Annotated in this window: 18 protein-coding genes; 10 read left to right on the plus strand and 8 right to left on the minus strand. The window is 67.9% G+C overall.

Annotated elements, in window-relative coordinates:
* The first annotated feature begins 99 nt into the window (after positions 1 to 99).
* The 4 genes from BST38_RS26290 to BST38_RS26305 are packed head-to-tail and all read left to right on the plus strand — an operon-like array spanning position 100 to position 4,122.
* Entirely contained in the window at positions 100 to 1,278 is a 1,179-nt protein-coding gene (locus BST38_RS26290; protein WP_083146456.1) for a phytanoyl-CoA dioxygenase family protein, read from the plus strand.
* Positions 1,275 to 2,291 (plus strand): Gfo/Idh/MocA family protein, encoded by a 1,017-nt coding sequence (locus BST38_RS26295; RefSeq protein ID WP_083146457.1) that lies wholly within the window; start codon positions 1,275 to 1,277, stop codon positions 2,289 to 2,291. Before BST38_RS26290 ends, BST38_RS26295 begins: the two co-directional genes overlap by 4 nt.
* Positions 2,288 to 3,163, plus strand: a complete 876-nt coding sequence (locus BST38_RS26300) for a sugar phosphate isomerase/epimerase family protein (protein WP_083146458.1) — start codon at positions 2,288 to 2,290, stop codon at positions 3,161 to 3,163. The genes BST38_RS26295 and BST38_RS26300 overlap by 4 nt, the downstream gene beginning before the upstream one ends.
* Positions 3,160 to 4,122 (plus strand): Gfo/Idh/MocA family protein, encoded by a 963-nt coding sequence (locus BST38_RS26305; protein WP_083146459.1) that lies wholly within the window; start codon positions 3,160 to 3,162, stop codon positions 4,120 to 4,122. The genes BST38_RS26300 and BST38_RS26305 overlap by 4 nt, the downstream gene beginning before the upstream one ends.
* 3 nt (positions 4,123 to 4,125) lie before the next feature.
* On the opposite strand, the gene BST38_RS29500 is transcribed toward BST38_RS26305, so the two are convergent.
* Together BST38_RS29500 and BST38_RS26310 are read right to left on the minus strand one after the other, a co-directional pair.
* Positions 4,126 to 4,266 (minus strand): hypothetical protein, encoded by a 141-nt coding sequence (locus tag BST38_RS29500; RefSeq protein WP_165761661.1) that lies wholly within the window; start codon positions 4,264 to 4,266, stop codon positions 4,126 to 4,128.
* Positions 4,267 to 4,357: 91 nt separating this feature from the next.
* On the minus strand, positions 4,358 to 4,831 hold the full coding sequence (locus tag BST38_RS26310) for an SRPBCC family protein (RefSeq protein WP_083146461.1): 474 nt from the start codon (positions 4,829 to 4,831) through the stop codon (positions 4,358 to 4,360).
* A gap of 123 nt (positions 4,832 to 4,954) precedes the next feature.
* On the opposite strand from BST38_RS26310, the gene BST38_RS26315 reads away from it, so the two are divergent.
* Positions 4,955 to 5,653 (plus strand): Abi-alpha family protein, encoded by a 699-nt coding sequence (locus BST38_RS26315; RefSeq protein WP_083146463.1) that lies wholly within the window; start codon positions 4,955 to 4,957, stop codon positions 5,651 to 5,653.
* Positions 5,650 to 6,912: a DUF445 domain-containing protein gene (locus tag BST38_RS26320; RefSeq protein ID WP_083146464.1), complete on the plus strand. Its 1,263-nt coding sequence runs from the start codon at positions 5,650 to 5,652 to the stop codon at positions 6,910 to 6,912. The genes BST38_RS26315 and BST38_RS26320 overlap by 4 nt, the downstream gene beginning before the upstream one ends.
* Before the next feature lie 83 nt (positions 6,913 to 6,995).
* Here the strand turns inward: BST38_RS26320 and BST38_RS26325 are convergent, their stop codons facing one another.
* The 3 genes from BST38_RS26325 to BST38_RS26335 are packed head-to-tail and all read right to left on the minus strand — an operon-like array spanning position 6,996 to position 9,960.
* Entirely contained in the window at positions 6,996 to 7,820 is an 825-nt protein-coding gene (locus tag BST38_RS26325; RefSeq protein WP_083146465.1) for an ATP-binding cassette domain-containing protein, read from the minus strand.
* A 4-nt stretch (positions 7,821 to 7,824) separates the two neighbouring features.
* A complete protein-coding gene (locus BST38_RS26330) occupies positions 7,825 to 8,883 on the minus strand; it encodes an ABC transporter permease (RefSeq protein ID WP_083146467.1) in 1,059 nt (352 codons plus the stop codon).
* Positions 8,884 to 8,943: 60 nt separating this feature from the next.
* Complete coding sequence (locus BST38_RS26335; RefSeq protein WP_083146468.1) at positions 8,944 to 9,960, minus strand: substrate-binding domain-containing protein; 1,017 nt, start codon at positions 9,958 to 9,960, stop codon at positions 8,944 to 8,946.
* A 377-nt stretch (positions 9,961 to 10,337) separates the two neighbouring features.
* Here BST38_RS26335 and BST38_RS26340 point away from each other — a divergent pair, with 377 nt between their 5' ends.
* The gene (locus BST38_RS26340) at positions 10,338 to 11,132 is read left to right on the plus strand and encodes a TIM barrel protein (RefSeq protein ID WP_083146470.1); all 795 of its coding nucleotides are present in this window, start codon (positions 10,338 to 10,340) and stop codon (positions 11,130 to 11,132) included.
* On the opposite strand, the gene BST38_RS26345 is transcribed toward BST38_RS26340, so the two are convergent.
* The 3 genes from BST38_RS26345 to BST38_RS26355 form a co-directional block, all read right to left on the minus strand.
* Positions 11,101 to 11,856: a dihydrofolate reductase family protein gene (locus BST38_RS26345; RefSeq protein WP_083146472.1), complete on the minus strand. Its 756-nt coding sequence runs from the start codon at positions 11,854 to 11,856 to the stop codon at positions 11,101 to 11,103. The two genes, BST38_RS26340 and BST38_RS26345, sit on opposite strands and share 32 nt — an antisense overlap.
* Entirely contained in the window at positions 11,853 to 13,328 is a 1,476-nt protein-coding gene (locus BST38_RS26350; protein ID WP_237160929.1) for a DHA2 family efflux MFS transporter permease subunit, read from the minus strand. Before BST38_RS26350 ends, BST38_RS26345 begins: the two co-directional genes overlap by 4 nt.
* 104 nt (positions 13,329 to 13,432) lie before the next feature.
* Positions 13,433 to 14,164, minus strand: coding sequence for a GntR family transcriptional regulator (locus tag BST38_RS26355; protein WP_083146474.1), 732 nt, complete (start codon positions 14,162 to 14,164; stop codon positions 13,433 to 13,435).
* Between the two features lie 157 nt (positions 14,165 to 14,321).
* Between BST38_RS26355 and iolC the strand changes: the two genes are divergently transcribed.
* From iolC to iolB, 3 genes are read left to right on the plus strand one after another with little or no spacing between them, the layout of a single operon-like run.
* Positions 14,322 to 15,323: a 5-dehydro-2-deoxygluconokinase gene (gene iolC, locus BST38_RS26360; RefSeq protein ID WP_083146476.1), complete on the plus strand. Its 1,002-nt coding sequence runs from the start codon at positions 14,322 to 14,324 to the stop codon at positions 15,321 to 15,323.
* Complete coding sequence (locus BST38_RS26365; protein ID WP_083146478.1) at positions 15,316 to 16,200, plus strand: Cgl0159 family (beta/alpha)8-fold protein; 885 nt, start codon at positions 15,316 to 15,318, stop codon at positions 16,198 to 16,200. The genes iolC and BST38_RS26365 overlap by 8 nt, the downstream gene beginning before the upstream one ends.
* Entirely contained in the window at positions 16,197 to 17,087 is an 891-nt protein-coding gene (gene iolB, locus BST38_RS26370; RefSeq protein WP_083146479.1) for a 5-deoxy-glucuronate isomerase, read from the plus strand. The genes BST38_RS26365 and iolB overlap by 4 nt, the downstream gene beginning before the upstream one ends.
* Position 17,088 lies beyond the last annotated feature (1 nt).

Genomic DNA, 17,088 nt, shown 5'->3' on the forward strand with positions numbered 1-17,088 from the left:
GAAAGGTGCGAGTTCGCGTCTGCTCGCGGGCAATTGGTGAGGTGTTTTTGATGGATTTATGCCGTTGATTGCGTCCTCGATCACAGCAAGACTACTGCCATGACGCCCCTCCACGCCGAGCTCCTCCACGCCGGGCAGGCACCCTGGCTCGGCGAATCAGACCTGAGCCTGGACGCCTTCCGCGCGCAGGTGGAACGCGACACCGCCCTGGCCGACTACCCGCACGCCGAGGAGGTGCGCGGCAACGTGCTCGTCTACTCCGCGCAGGCGATGGCCGGCGCGGGCAACCGGCGGGCGCTGCAGGCCGAACTCATCCGCGCGCTGTCCGACGGGCCCGGGGTCGTGGTGTTCACCGGCGCGTTCGACCCCGCCATCGTGGACCGGGCCAGCGCCGCGTTCTTCGCGATCATCGAGGCCCAGCGCTCGGCCGGCCTCGCCGCGGGCGACCACTTCGGTGCGCCCGGCGCCAACGACCGCATCTGGAACGCCGCGCAGAAGCTCGCGCTCCATGACCCGCAGGTCTTCGCCGAGTACTACGCCAACGACGCACTCGCGCTCGTCTGCCAGGCATGGCTGGGCCCGCGGTATCAGGTGACCTCACAGGTCAACGTCGTCAACCCCGGTGGCACGGCGCAGGTCCCCCACCGCGACTATCACCTCGGGTTCGTTCCCGAGGACCATCTGGCCGCCTACCCCGCGCACATCCACCGCACCTCACCGGCGCTGACGCTGCAGGGCGCCGTGGCGCACTGCGACATGCCGGTCGACAGCGGGCCGACCATGCTTCTGCCCCACTCGCAGCGCTTCGCCGGCGGCTACATCGCGTTCAACCGGCCGGAGTTCATCGACTATTTCGCCGCGAACCACGTGCAGTTGCCGTTGTGCAAGGGCGACGCGGTGTTCTTCAACCCGGCGCTGTATCACGGTGCGGGAACGAACTTCTCGGCAGATATCCGGCGCATCGCGAACCTGATGCAGATCAGCTCGCCGTTCGGGCGGGCGATGGAGGCGATGGACCGCACCGCGATGGTGCGGGCCGTCTACCCGGTGCTGCGCGCGATGCGGGCGGCGGGCCGCCCGGCCCGCGACGTCGAGAACGTCGTGATCGCGACGGCGGAGGGCTACGCGTTCCCGACCAACCTGGACAGCGACCAGCCGATCGGCAGCCTCGCCCCGCCCAGCCAGGTGGACACCGTGCTGCAGGCACTGGCCGACGACCTCACCCCACAAGACCTCGACCTCGCGCTCGGCGAGCAGAACGAACGGAGAACCCCATGACCACACTCGGACTGATCGGGCTGGGCCGGATCGGCGCGTTCCACGCCGAGACCCTGACCAACCTGCCTGCCGTCTCCGGGCTGGTGATCACCGACGAACGCGCCGACATCGTCGGTGAGGTCGCCGCCAAATACGGTGCCACGCCGGTGGATTCGGTGGAGAAGCTGCTGTCGTCCGGCGTCGACGGCGTGGTCGTGGCCGCCGCGACCCCGGCGCACGCGGAGCTGACCCTCGCCGCCGTCGAGCGCGGGTTGCCGACGTTCTGCGAGAAGCCGATCGCCTCCACGGCCGCGGAGAGCCAGCGGGTCGCCGATCTGATCGCCCGCTCCGGCGTACCGGTCCAGGTGGGTTATCAGCGCCGTTTCGACACCGCGTTCGCCGCGGTGAAGGCCGCGGTCGACAGCGGATCGCTGGGCGCGCTGACCACCGTGCGCAGCACCACGATGGATCCCGCTCCCCCGCCGATGGACTACATCAAGGGTTCGGGCGGCATCTTCCGCGACTGCGCGGTGCACGACTTCGACGTGATCCGTTGGGTCACAGGACAAGACGTGGTCGAGGTGTATGCGACCGGCAGCGTGCAGGGTGACCCGCTGTTCACCGAGTACGGCGACGTCGACACCGCCGCCGTCGTGGTCCGCTTCGACGGTGGCGCACTCGGGGTGGTGTCCGCGGCCCGGTACAACGGCCGGGGTTACGACTGCCGCCTGGAGGTGCATGGGTTCGACGACACCGTGGTGGCCGGCTGGGATCAGGGCGCCCCGGTGCTCAACGCCGACCCCGCGGTCGAGTTCCCCTCGGGCCAGCCGCACCACTTCTTCATGGACCGGTTCACCGAGGCGTTCCGCACCGAGCTGGGCGCATTCGTCGAACTCGTTCAGGGCGGCCCGATTCAGGGTGCCACCGTCGCCGACGCGGTCGAGGTCGCGTGGATCGCCGAAGCCGCGACGGAGTCCCTGCGCCGCGGTGTCCCGGTCAGCATCGAATCGGTCCGCAAGGAGGCCAAGCAGTGAAGATCGCGGGCGCACCCATCTCATGGGGAGTGTGTGAGGTTCCGGGCTGGGGATATCAGCTGGGCCCCGATCAGGTACTGACCGAGATGCGCGAAGCCGGGCTGACCGCAACAGAACTCGGCCCTGACGGGTTCCTTCCGTCCGATACCGTCGAACTGGTGCGGCTGCTCGACGGACACGGGCTCGCGTGTGTGGGCGGCTTCGTCCCGGTGGTGCTCTACCGCGACGACCACGACCCGGCCGACGACCTCGCAGGCCCGCTGGAGTCGTTGGTCGCCGCCGGTGCCGGTGTCGTGGTACTCGCCGCCGCCACCGGTCAGGACGGCTACGACGAGCGTCCGGTGCTCGACGACGCACAGTGGCGGACACTGCTTTCCAATCTGGACCGGCTGGCCGGCATCGTCGCGGCACGAGGCCTGACCGCGGTGCTGCACCCGCACGTCGGCACGCTGGTGGAGACTCGCGCCGAAGTGGACCGGGTGCTGACCGGATCGCACATCCCGCTGTGCCTGGACACCGGCCATCTGCTCATCGGCGGCACCGATCCGCTGGCACTGGCCCGGGAGGTGCCGGACCGCATCAAACACGCGCACCTCAAGGATGTGGACGCCGGCCTCGCCGCCCGGGTGCAGTCGGGTGAGATGACCTACACCGAAGCGGTCGCGGCGGGCATGTACGTGCCGCTGGGCGTCGGCGACGTCGACATCGCCGGCATCGTCTCGGCGTTGGAGGACAACGGCTTCGACGGCTGGTACGTGATGGAGCAGGACAAGATCCTCGCCGGGGTCCCCGGTGCCGGGGAAGGTCCGTTGGACGACGTGCTGGCCAGCGTCAGGTTCCTGCAGGGCGCGGCCTCCGGCGTCACGTCGTGACGCTGCGCATCGGCATCCTGGGCGCGTCCCGCATCGCCGAGTCGGCGATCGTCGAGCCGGCCCGGGAACTCGGGCACCGCCTGGTGGCCGTCGCGGCACGTGATCCGTTGCGCGCGGACGTGTTCGCCGACAAGTACGGCGTGGAACGGGTGCTGCCGACGTATCAGGACGTGGTGAGCGATCCCGAGGTCGACGTCATCTACAACCCGCTGGCGAACGCGTTGCACGCACCGTGGAACCTCGCCGCCGTCGCGGCGGGCAAACCGGTGTTGAGCGAGAAGCCGTTCGCACGTGACCGTGCCGAGGCGGCCAGGGTCGCCGCCGCGGCCGACGCTGCCGGCGTCACCGTGATGGAGGGGTTCCACTACCTGTTCCACCCGGCCAATCAGCGGGCCCTCGCGCTCGCCGGCGACGGCACCCTCGGTGAGCTGACCCGCGTCGAGGTCCGGATGGGTATGCCCGAACCGCAGCCCGACGACCCTCGCTGGTCACTGGAGCTCGCCGGCGGGGCGCTGATGGACCTGGGCTGCTACGGGCTGCATGTGCTGCGCCGGTTCGGTGCGCCGTCGGTGGTGTCGGCGACGGCGGTGCAGCGCACCCCGGGTGTCGACGAGCGGTTCGACGCCGAGCTGGTGTTCCCGTCGGGACTGACCGGGTTCACGTCGAACTCGATGGTCGAGGACGAGTACTCGTTCACGCTGCGGTTGATCGGTACGCGCGGGGAGGCGTTCGTCCACAACTTCATCAAGCCCCCGGACGACGACCGGCTCACCGTGCGCACCGAGGACGGCACGACCGTCGAACGCTTCGGCCCGCGCGCGTCCTACACCTATCAGCTGGAGGCGTTCGCCGAGCACGTCCGCCACGGCGCACCGCTGCCACTGGACACCGCCGACGCCGTGGCGAACATGGCCCTCATCGACGACGTGTACCGCGCCGCCGGGATGGCGCCGCGCTGACCGTCAGTCCCGGCCCTCCGCGGCGGTACGCCGCTCGTGCCAGCGCAGGCGCAGCAGCAACAGGCCGCGGTGGGCGCGCCATCCCGCCGACAGCGGGTCACGCCAAACGGGCGAGTGCACCCGAGTTCCGTTCTCACTGTCCATGTGGCCCATTGTGCCGCCGCCGGGCGGGCGCGGCTCGTCGTCGGGATACCGGCCTCATGACGACATCGTGAACAGTCGGTATCGGCGCACGTCAGTGCGTGTCGTAGCGGTCGGCCAGGGCCAGCAGTGTGGACTCGATGCCGTCGGCGTTCTTCTTCTGCATTCCGAGCAGTTCGATCATCACCGGCAGTTTGGCCGTCGAATAGTCGAAGGTCTCGGTCACCTTCGTCGCGCCGGGGCCGACCTCGGCCAATTCCCAGCGCCACCGGTGCCCGAGCGGATGCTCCCACTCCACGACGCGGTTCTCTTCCACCGCGGTGACCTTCGAGGTGATCTTGTACGGCACGCCGTACTGCGTCATCCCGACGGTGAACTTGTCGCCGGTGTTCAGCCGGTGCGGCCCCTTGACGTCGACGTCGCGCACCGTGCCCGAGCCGTCGATCTCCGGATGCCGGTGCGGGTCGGCGATCAGCTCGAACAGGGTCGCTGCCGGCGCGGACACCTGCACACTGCGACTCACCGCGCGGGGTCCGGCGTCTTCTGTCTTCAGGGTCGAGATAGTCATGTCGGAGTCGTACCCGGCACCCCTGCCACCCAATCGACCGCACGGCCATACACCCGCGACGCGGTGTGAGATTCCCCAAGGTTTGCCGTCCGATCGACGTGACACCCGTTAACTTCTCTGTCTATGCCGAACCCGTACGTCCCGCGCGCGCTGATGAACCACGCCATCGACGCCGTGCGCACCGGCCTCGACCTCTACACCTGGACCGAGAAGCAGGTCGTCGGCGCGTTGCGGACCGGGCTCGACGCGCTGGACCCGAAGGACGAGCCCGCACCCGAGGAGCCCGACGAGCGCCCGGTCGCGTCGGCGACACCTGAACCCGACACCGCGTCGCTGACCGAGAAGATGAGCACGCTGCTGGGCCGCGCCCTGGATCAGAACACCCGGGGCAGCCAGGTCGAGCTCTATCACCATCTGCTCGACCAGCTGGTGGCCGACGAGGCGCGCATTCTCGGCGCACTGTCGGACGGCTCCTCGTCACCGCTGGTGAACGTCTACGGATGGAAACAGTCCAGGACACCGCGCCGTGCGGTGCTGGAGAACGCGTCGCTGGTGGGCCGCACCGCCAACGTCGCGCTGCCGCACATGGTGCCGCAGTACGTCAGCCATCTGCTCTCCCTGGGCCTGGTCGAGGTCGGACCCGAGGACCCGGCTCTGGACACCGAGTACGAGGTGCTGCTCGCCGAATCGGCGGTGCTCGCCGCGATCAAGAGCGCGACCAGGGGTCCGGTGCCCGCGCGGATCGAGAAGTTCACGCTGTCGCTGTCGCCGCTGGGCACGTCGCTGTGGCAGGCCGCCGCAGAGGGCGCCGAGCACGAATGACCGTCACCACGGTCGCGTTGTCGAGTTGGGCCGAGATCACCACCGACGTCCGCGAGTACTGGTGGGTGTATCTGTCCATGCCGTTCGTCGCGGCGTTCGTCGGGTGGAGCACCAAGATCGTCGCGCTGGAGATGCTCTACCGGCCAACCGAGTTCAGAGGGGTCGGCCCGTTCGGCTGGCAGGGCATCGTGCCGCGGCGGGCCGGCAAGGTGGGGTCGAAGACCATCGAGCTGCTCACCACCAACCTGCTCAAACCCGAGGAACTGCTGGACCGCATCGACGTCGACGACGCGCTGGAGACGTTGCGGGAACCGCTGACGCAGGCCGTCGACGAGATCTCCCGCGACATCGCCGAACAGATCCGCCCGGGGTTGTGGGATGCGTTGCCCGAGAGCGGACGTCAGGCGGTGCAGGCCCGGATCACCGCCCAGGTGCCGCAGATCATCGAGAACATGCTCACCGAGGTCAGATCCGACCTCAGCCGCTACCTGGACGTGCAGTTCCTCGCGGTCACCACACTGGTGCGCAACAAGGACAAACTCGTCAAGCTGATGCGCGGGGTCACCGCCGACGCGATGGCGTTCGTGCGGCGCAGCGGCATCTACTTCGGATTCGCGATCGGTTTGGTCCAGGTGGTGGCCTGGGCACTGTTCAAGAATCCGTGGATCATGCCCGCGTTCGGGTTCGCGGTCGGCTTCCTCAGCGACTACATCGCGCTGAACATGTTGTTCCGGCCGACACAGCCGCGGAAGTTCCTGGGGCTGTTCCCGTTCCAGGGTCTGCTGCACGCCCAGCGCGACCAGATCACCCGCAACTACGCCAAGATCCTGGCCGACGACCTGTTCTCCCCCGAGGTGTTGTTCGACGGCCTGATCAAGGGCCCGGGTGCGGACAAGCTGTTCGCGTTGGTGGGCCGCGAGATCGAGGCGGCGATCGACAACCAGACCGGCATCGCCAAGCCGATCGTCGCGCTGGCCATCGGCACCAAACGCTATCGCGCCCTCAAGGATCGGGTGGTGGCGCTGACGCTGGAGCGGCTCCCCGAGACGCTGTCGGAGGCACAGAACTACGCGGTGCGGGTGATCGACCTGGAGAACACCATCGTCGACAAGATGAGTCAGCTCAGCAACGAGGAGTACGAGTCGATCCTGCGACCGGTATTCAAAGACGACGAGCCGCTGATGATCGCCGTCGGCGCGGTCCTCGGCGGGGTCGTCGGCGAGATCCAGGTCCAGTTCATCGAGCTGGTCACCAAGTAGCGCCTCGCCCTTTTTCGCCGAACTGAGGTTCCCGGCTGTTGTCGGGGCCGAATTCGCAGCCGGGAACCTCAGTTCGGCGCAAATTACTTCTTGGCCGAGCGCAACTCGTGGGACAGCGCCTCGAGTTCGTCGCCGCCTGCCATCTGCTGGGTCAGGTGCTCGAGGGTGATGTCGTCGTAGCTGCAGTCCAGCTTCTGGCGGCCGCGGTTGAGCAGCACGAAGTGGTCGCCGACCAGGTGGGCGTGGTGCGGGTTGTGGGTGATGAACACGACGCCGAACCCGGCCTCCTTGGCCGCGGTGATGTACTTGAGCACCACACCGGACTGCTTGACGCCGAGGGCTGCGGTCGGCTCGTCGAGGATCAGTACCCGGGCGCCGAAGAACACCGCGCGCGCGATCGCGACGCACTGCTTCTGACCGCCCGAGAGCGATCCGATCGGCACGTCCACGTCGGGCAGGTCGATGCCCATCTTGGCCAGTTCGGTCAGCGTGGTCGCCCGCATCGCGTTGGCGTCCAAGGACCACGGGAACGACTTCTTGCGCAGCTCCTGACCGAGGAAGAAGTTGCGCCACACCGGCATCAGCGGCACGACGGCCAGGTTCTGGTACACCGTCGCGATGCCCTTGCCCAGCGCGTCCGCCGGTGAGCTGAACTTGATCGGTTCGCCGTCGACCAGAAGCTCACCGTCGGTCTGCTGATGCAATCCGGCGATGATCTTGATCAGGGTGGACTTGCCCGCGCCGTTGTCGCCGAGGATGCCGGTGACCTCGCCGGCGTGCACCCGCAGGCTGATACCGGTGAGCGCGGTGATGTTGCCATAGGCCTTGCCGACGTCCCTCAACTCGACCAGAGGCACCTTGCCTCCGGCCTGCGGTGCGCTGTTGGGCTTTTCGACGGAGATGGTCATCGGATCACTTCTTTGCTGCGTAGTTGCGGAAGGCGTTGTTGGCGATCACGGCGAACAGCAGCATCGCGCCGAGGAAGAACTTGAACCAGTCCGGGTCCCAGCCCGCGTACACGATGCCCTGATTGGTCATGCCGAAGATGAACGCGCCGATGGCCGCGCCGATCGCGGTGCCGTAGCCGCCGGTGAGCAGGCAGCCGCCGATCACCGCGGCGATGATGTAGAAGAACTCGTTGCCGATGCCCTGGCCGGATTGCACGGTGTTGAACGCGAACAGCAGGTGCATGCCGACGAACCACGCGCAGAAGCCGACGAACATGAACAGCCCGATCTTGACCTTGGTCACCGGAACACCCACCGCGCGAGCGCTGTCGGCGTCTCCGCCGACGGCGAAGATCCAGTTACCGATCTTGGTCTTGAACAGCACCCAGGTGGCGATCGCGGTGAACACCAGCCACCACACGACGGTGATCCGGATGCTGACGCCGAAGAGCGTGAACGACGACGCGAACACCTTCTGCGCCGAATCCCAGCCGGCCATGTCGGACACGCTCTGGGTGGCGACCTGTCCGGCCACCAGCTTGGTGACCGCCAGGTTGATGCCGGCGAGCATGAAGAACGTACTCAGCGTGATCAGGAAGCTCGGGATCTTGGTTCTCATCACCAGGAACCCGTTGAAGAATCCGACGGTCAGCGACAGCACCAACGCCAGCAGCGCGCCCACCCACAGGTTCAGGTGCAGGTTGTAGGCCAACATCGACGCCGCCAGCGAGCTGAACGTCACGGCCACACCGGCGGACAGGTCGAACTCGCCGCCGATCATCAGCACCGCGACGCCGCAGGCCATGATGCCGATCGTCGAACTGGCGTAGAGCACCGTCGCCAGCGAGGACGCCTCGCGGAACGGGGCCGCCACGATCAGGAAGAAGACGAAGATCCCGATGGCGCCGATGCCCGCACCCATCTCGGGCCGGATCAGTACTCGCTGCAGTCGATTTCGTTCCTTGACCCGCTCGTCTCGGACCACCTTGTGGCCGGAGACGTCGAGAGCCTCCTGGGTTGTCATCTGAACTGTCTCCTCTTCGCGCAGGCGCTCATCGCAGGATTCCCGTCTTCATCACGCGACTCAGCGCGTGCCGCCCTTGGCGTACTCCGCCACGGCTTCGATGTTCGACTGGTCGATGAACGCCGGACCGGTCAATGTCGGCTGCCCGCCGCCGATGACGTTGCCGTTGCTCAGGTAGAGCCACAGCGAGTCGACGGCGAGGTAGCCCTGCAGATACGGCTGCTGGTCGACGGCCCACTGCACGTCGCCGTTCTGGATCGCATCGACCAGCGCCGCATTGGTGTCGAATGTGCCGATCTTGGCGGTGCTTCCCGCGTTCTTGGCCGACTGCACCGCGGTCAGCGCGAACGGTGCGCCGAGCGTGACGATGTAGTCGATGCTCGGATCCTGCTGCAGCTTGGCCGTGATGGTCGACTCCACCGACGGCATGTCCTTGCCGTTGACGTTGAGGACCTCGGTGGCCGGGAAGGTCTGCTTGACGCCGGCGCAGCGGGCTTCCAGGTCGACGTGGCCCTGCTCCTGGATCACGCAGATCGCCTTGGTGGCGCCTTCGCTGGTCAGCCGCTCGCCGACACCCTGCCCGGCGATGCCGCCGTCCTGGCCGAAGTACTCCTTGACGCCCATCGGCTTCCACGACTCCATGCCGGCGTTGAATGCGACCACCGGGATGCCCTTGGCCTCAGCGGCTTTCACCGCGGCCTGCATCGCGTCCGGCTTGGCCAGCGTGACGGCGATGCCGTCGACATTGCTGTCGATGGCCGACTGGACGAGGTTGGCCTGATTCGGCGCCTCGGGATCGTTGGAGTAGCGCAGCTCGACGTTGTCCTTCTTGGCCGCCGCCTCGGCGCCCTTGCGCACCAGGTCCCAGAACGAGTCGCCCGGCACCTCGTGGGTGATCATCGCGATGGTCATCCGCGGGGTGTCGACGGTGCCGCCACCACCGCTCTCTCCGGACCCCTGCGGGGCGCCGCCGGTCGACGAGCACGAGACGATCCCGAATGCCAGAACCCCCGCGCCGGCAAATGCCGCGAGGCGTTTGAGGGTCTGGTGTTTTCCGCTCTTCGCGCGATCGCCCATCACAGTTTCTCCTTGTCGTCGACACTGCCGCGACGCCCTTGTCGGCTCGATGAACCCATGTCGGGCGACACGCCTCACAGCTGATGTAATACGGCTCACACGAGAAAGTCAAGACTTTGTCCTGACATTAGGACTGCAAGTCATGCCGTGTTTGAATTGCCGCAGATCAGGCGCCCATGATCCCCGCCGGCTCGGCGGGACTCACGACACGCCTACCGTCCGAGAACGTTCTGGTCCACCTTCACAGATTCCGGAGTGCCCATGACATCGTCGTTGTCCATCGCCCGCCTCGGCGGACCCACTGATAAGCAAAATGCCCAGACTGCAACGGAATTCGGCGCGACACCGGCGCCGGGCCTGCCCAGCCGGGTGGCGCGATGAGCTTCCAGTTGGCGGTGTGCGCCGAGATGGTGTTTCGCGACCTGCCGATCGTCGAGCGGATCGAGCGCATCGGTGAACTGGGTTTCGCCGCCGAGATCTGGAGTTGGCACGACAAGGACCTCAGCGCGCTGGCGGCCACCGGGGTCACGATCACGTCGATGACGGGCTATCTGCACGGCGACCTCGTCGACCCCGAGACCTGTGACGAGGTGGTGCGCACCGCGAGGCGCAGCGTCGAGGCCGCCCAGACCCTCGGCGTCACCCGGCTGAACCTGCACACCGCCGAGTTGGTGGACGGCCACGCAGCACGCCCCCGGCAGCGCAGCACGGGGCAGATGTGGCTCACCGCGGCACGGACATTGGAGCGCATCGGCGAACTGGGCGCCGCGGCCGGTGTGCAGTTCTGTGTGGAGAACCTCAACACGATCGTCGACCACCCCGGGGTTCCGCTGGCGCGGGCAAAGGACACCCTGGCGCTGATCGAGGGGGTGGGCCATCCGAACGTGAAGATGATGCTGGACCTCTACCACGCCCAGATCGGCGAGGGGAATCTGATCGAACTGGTCCGCCGCTGCGGTGACGCGATCGGCGAGATCCAGGTGGCCGACGTGCCGGGCCGCTGCGAGCCCGGCACGGGCGAGATCAACTATCCGGCGGTGGCCGAGGCGCTGCGCGGGATGGGCTACACCGGCACGGTCGGCATGGAGGCGTGGGCGTCCGGAGCGGGCGCAGCGGGAAGTGAGGCCGCGCTGTCGGCGTTCAGGGCGGCGTTCGCGCCCAGCGCACGATGACGGTGCCGTCGCCACCGACGAGGATGGCGCGTCGTTCCATCCGGATCTCGACGTGGGTGTCGGTCGCGGCGATGCGGCGGGCAGGCCCGGCGACCACCTTCGGGCTCGTCGTCAGGCACAGCTCGTCGATCCCGTTGTCGGACACCAGTTGTGAGAACAAGGTGGGCCCTCCTTCGACGAGCACGCGGTGCAACCCGAGCCGGCCGAGCGCGTCGCGGATCGCCGCGGACCCGATCGTGGTGCCGGGCAGCTCGGCCACCCGCGCCGAGGAACGCGCCAGCACACGACGCGCGGACTCGTCGGCGCTCGCGCTGACGAGCACCACGGCGGGCACGTCGACGTCGTCGAGCAGATGCCCGGGCACCGCGCCCGTACCCGACACCACCGCCACGGGCAGCGCGGCGGCCAGCCCGTTCGCGATCCGCCACGCCTGCGCCTCGGCGCTGAGCCGGATGTCGACGTACGGGGCGGCCGCAGCGGTGACGGCACCGACGAGGATCACGTCGGCGACCTCGCGCAGCCTGGTGAACACCCGGCGGTCGGTCGCCGTGCCGAGCCTGCGACCCGAGCCGTCGAGGGTCACCGCACCGTCGATGCTGGCGATGAAATTGGCGCGCAACAGCGGCCGCCGCAGGCCCCCGGGATAAGCCAGCAGGTCGCGCAACTCCTCGTCGGCCAGCGCCTCGGCATCGACCACGCTCGGCTGCGGCGCCACTGCGGTCACGGTGTCCCCCCTCCGTGTCGGGACAGTGCCACTGCGGCCGCCGGCGCGGGCTTCTGCTCGCCGCCCACCAGGAACATCGCCGCCACGATCCCCAGTGCCGCCGCACACGCGGGCAGCAGCATCGACTGCGCCATCGCATCGGCGAACAGGTCCTCGAGCGGTTCGGGCAGCGCCGCCCCGGTTTCGTCATCGAGGTGGATGTGCTCGGCGTGTTCGTCGCCGAGCAGCACCGTGATCAGCGCGGCGATACCGGCGCTGCTGAGCACCCCGCCGACATGGCGGGCGGTGTTGCACACCGCGGATCCGGCACCGGCGAGGTCCTCCGGCAGCGCACGGGTCGCGGTGGCCGACAACGGCTCCCAGGTGAACGCGCCGGCCACCCCGACCAGTGTCATCGGCAGCGCCAACCGCCACACCGGATTCTCGGGTTCCATCTCCACGGCCAGCCACAGCAGCGCGACCGCGAGCAGGGTGAACCCGAACACGACGAGGGGCCGGGGGTGCACACGGTCGACGAGTCGCCCGACCACCGGCGCGAGCAGCACGGTGGCGATCGCCATCGGTGCCATGAGCAGCGCCGCGCGCAGCGCCGTCAGCCCGGCCACCTCCTGCAGGAAGATCATCAACGGGATCGCGAACGCGGCGAAGGCGAAACTGACCAGCGCGATCCCGGCGTTGGACAGCACGAAGTTCCGGTACGAACCCAATGTCGACGGAATCAAGGGTTCACTGGAGCGCTTGGCCTGCCATCCGAAAAACCCTGCCATACAGACGAATCCGGCGATTATCGCCGCCCAGATCGGGGCGGACCAGTCGTGGTGCTGACCCTCCTGCACGCCGAGCACGATCAGGCAGATACCGACGCCCGACAGCACCGCCCCGACGATGTCGAAACGCAGTCGACGCCCCGGCAGGGCCGGAATCAGCCACACCGCCAGCGCCAGACCGGCGACACCGATCGGCAGGTTGATGAAAAAGATCCACCGCCAGTCGGCGGCACCCAGGAGCAGCCCACCGAGCACCGGGCCCGCGAGCATCCCGACCCCGGCCGTGGCGCCCCAGACACTCATCGCAGCACCATGCCGCTCCGGCGGGAACGTCCTGGTGATCGACGTCAGGATCTGCGGGGTCAGCAGCGCCGCACCGATGCCCTGAACCACCCGCGCGCAGATCAGCATGCCGACCGACGTCGACAGACCGCACCACACCGACGCCGCCGTGAACGTCGCCAGCCCGAACAGATAGATGTGCTTGGGGCCGAACCGATCTCCGAGTCGTCCACCGATCAGCAGGAACACCGCGAACGCGAGGAGGTAGGCGCTGGTCACCCAGATGACGGAGTGGTACTCCACCCCGAAGTCGTGTTTGAGCGCCGGGTTCGCCACCGCGACGACAGTCGAGTCCGCGACGATCAGGAAGAACCCGATCATCATCGCCCACAGCGCGCGGAACGGGCGGCGGTGCTGCGACACGATGCCCTCCCCGCGGTCCTGCCGAAGGTTCCAAAGGAAAGGGTGTCACAAATGCCATCCGCCGGTGGCGCAATCGGCGGACCTATTAGAGGACCTTTATAAAATCAGCGGTCCACGAGGGTGGTCTCGAAGTAATAGCGCGATGCGCGATAGCAATGGTGGCCGAACTCGACGGCGGCTCCCGAATCGTCGAATGCGGTGCGCGCCATGGTCAGTAGCGGGGCATTGTGCTTCTCGTCGAGCAGCTGCGCCTCTGCGCGCGTCGCACTGCGTGCGCCGATGCGCTGTCTGGCGAGGCGGATGTGCACACCGCGGGCCCGCAGCGATTGGTAGAGCCCGTACTTCTCGAGTTCCTCGGCCTGCGGCGCGATGTCGGCGGGCAGGTGGTTCGTCATCAACGCCAGCGGTTCGCCGTTCGCGCACCGGAGCCGGTGGATCGTGGCCACATCCCGGCCGTCGGTCAGGTTCAGTTCGCGGGCGACCTCTTCGTCGGGCGGGCCGACGTGATACTTCAGCAGCCGGGTGGTCGGTTCCTGGCCGGCACGCGCGAGGTCGTCGAACAGGCTGGTCAACTCGACGCGGCGGTGCACCGGATTCTGGACGACCTGGGTGCCGACGCCCCGCTTGCGGACGAGTAGGCCCTTGTCGACGAGTTCCTGGATGGCCCGCCGAGTGGTGGGGCGCGACAGCGTGAGTCGCTTCGCCAGCGCGAGCTCGTTCTCGAATCGGTCACCGGGGGCGAGTTCGCCATCTCTGATGGCGGCCTCAATCGCCTGGGCCAGCTGGTAGTAGAGAGGGACCGGGCTTGACCTGTCGAGCTCCACAGTCAGCGGCACATCGGCTCCGATCTCGCGAGGAACGTGTCAAAGGTAGCTGAATCCTAACACCGATTGAGATAAAGATAGAATGTCAGGACAAAGTATTGACAGCTTGCCGTGACGCGGGGCACAGTCATAGTCAGCCACCCACACCTATCCGTCGGAGTGACTTGTGATGACCAATCAGCCATATGACGTGCTCGCCATCGGGCGGTGCGGCGTCGACGTATATCCACTCCAGGTCGGGGTCGGCCTCGAAGAGGTGCAGACGTTCGGGAAGTTCCTCGGCGGCAGCGCTGCCAACGTCGCGGTCGCCGCGGCACGCCTGGGGAACCGCTCGGCGCTGATCTCCGGAGTCGGTGACGACCCGTTCGGCCGTTATGTGCGCGCCGAACTCGAGCGGCTCGACGTCGACAGCCGCTTCGTGGCCACCCACGGCGAGTTCCCGACCCCGGTGACGTTCTGCGAGATCTTCCCGCCCGACGACTTCCCGCTCTACTTCTACCGCAAGCCCAGCGCGCCGGATCTGCAGATCCGGGCCGACGAGATCGACTCCGAGGCGGTGCGATCGGCGCGGCTGTACTGGTCGACGGTTACCGGGCTGTCCGAAGAGCCAAGCCGCAGTGCGCATTTCGCGGCGTGGGAGGCCAGGGGTGAGCGCTCGCGCGAAGACGATCAGCACGGCCAGCGGCGTTCGCTGACGGTGCTCGACCTCGACTACCGGCCGATGTTCTGGGCCAGCCCCGCCGCAGCCACCGAGCAGGTGCGCAAGGCACTGGCCCATGTCACGGTCGCGGTCGGCAACCGTGAGGAGTGTGAGATCGCCGTCGGCGAGACCAATCCGCACAAAGCCGCCGACGCGCTGCTCGACCTCGGTGTCGAGCTGGCCATCGTCAAGCAGGGCCCGCGCGGTGTGCTCGGTAAGACGAAGCACTCGTCGGTGACGGTGCCGCCCAACGAAGTCGACGTGGTCAACGGCCTGGGCGCGGGCGACGCGTTCGGCGGCAGCCTGTGCCACGGCCTGCTCAACAACTGGTCGCTGGAGAAGACGCTGCGTTACGCCAACGCCGCGGGCGCCATCGTCGCGGGCCGACTCGAATGCTCGACCGCGATGCCGACCGCCGCCGAGGTCGCCGATCTGGCCGAGCAGACCGCCATCGGGGCCGTCAATGTCTGACACCGCCGTGTGCACCGACTACGCGTCGCTGACCGAGGTCCGGGCCACCGAACCGGGCGCCGTCGCCCGCGCCTGGGCGCAGCGCACCACCCGGCCCACGCTGCGCGGCAACGGAAGACTGATGATCGTCGCCGCGGACCACCCGGCCAGGGGCGCGCTGTCGGTCGGCTCGCGGCTGACCGCGATGAACAGCCGCACCGAACTGCTCGACCGGCTGCGCACGGCGCTCGCCGATCCGGGCGTGGACGGCGTACTCGCCACCGCGGACATCCTCGACGACCTGGTGCTGCTCGGCGCGCTGGAGGACAAGGTGGTGTTCTCCTCGTTCAACCGCGGCGGGCTGGCGGGTTCGTCATTCGAGCTCGACGACCGCATGACGGGCGCCACCGCGGCATCCACCGCCGCGGCGAAGATGAACGGCGGAAAGATGTTGTGCCGCATCGACCTCGACGATCCGGGCACTGTCGCGACGCTGGCGTCCTGCGCCCTCGCGGTCGACGAACTGGCCGCCCACGGGCTCATCGCGATGCTGGAACCGTTCATGTCGTCGCGAGTGAACGGCAAGGTGCGCAACGACCTGTCGCCCGACGCGGTGATCAAATCGGTGCACATCAGCCAGGGGCTCGGCGCCACCTCGGCCTTCACCTGGATGAAACTGCCCGTCGTGCCCGAGATGGCACGGGTGATGGACGCGACCACGCTGCCGACCCTGCTACTCGGTGGCGACCCGACCGATCCCGACGAGGCGTTCGCCAGCTGGCAGAAGGCGCTGGCACTGCCCTCGGTGCGGGGTCTGATCGTCGGACGCAGCCTGTTGTATCCGCCTGACGACGACGTCAGCTCCGCCGTCGCGACTGCCGTGGCGATGGTCCGATGAGGTCGGTGCTGTACATCCCGGCCAACAGCGCCCCGGCTCCGTTCACCGTCGCGATCACCCCGGAGGATGCCGGCTGGGCCGAATCCTCGCTGCATGTCGTCGATCTGGGTGACGACGGCTCGGTGTCGCTGTCCACCGGCGGCACCGAGGTGATGATCCTTCCGCTGTCCGGCGGCGGACGCGTCGAGTGCGGAGGTGAGACCTTCACCTTGTCGCCACGGGCATCGGTGTTCGACGGACCCGCCGACATGGTCTACCTCGGCATCGGACAGGACTACACCCTGTCGGGCCACGGCCGGATCGCGATCTGCGGTGCGAGGGCCACGACATCGTTCCCGAACCGGCGGGTGGCCGCGACCGAGGTCGCGGTCGAGTTGCGCGGTGCGGGCAACTGCAGCAGGCAGGTGCACAACTTCGGCACCGCGACGGCGTTCGAAGCGGATTCCCTGATCGCGTGTGAGGTGATCACCCCGGGCGGCAACTGGTCGAGCTACCCGGCCCACAAGCACGACGAGAACAGCGACGTCGAGACCCAGCTCGAGGAGATCTACTACTTCGAGATCGACGACTCCCCCGCCGGCACCCCGGGGTTCGGATACCACCGGGTGTACGGCACCCCGCAACGCCCGATCGAGGTGCTCGAAGAGGTGCGCTCCGGCGACGTGGTGCTGGTCCCGCACGGCTACCACGGCCCGTCCATCGCCGCGCCCGGACACCACATGTACTACCTGAACGTGATGGCCGGATCCGGTCCCACCCGGGCCTGGCTGATCTGCGACGACCCGAATCACACCTGGCTGCGCGGCAGTTGGGAGCACCAGGACGTCGACCCGCGCCTGCCGTTCACCGGATCGCCGGCAGCCGACCCCGCGACTCAAGGAGAATGAC

Source organism: Mycolicibacterium parafortuitum (assembly GCF_002086815.1).
GTDB classification, from domain to species: domain Bacteria; phylum Actinomycetota; class Actinomycetes; order Mycobacteriales; family Mycobacteriaceae; genus Mycobacterium; species Mycobacterium parafortuitum.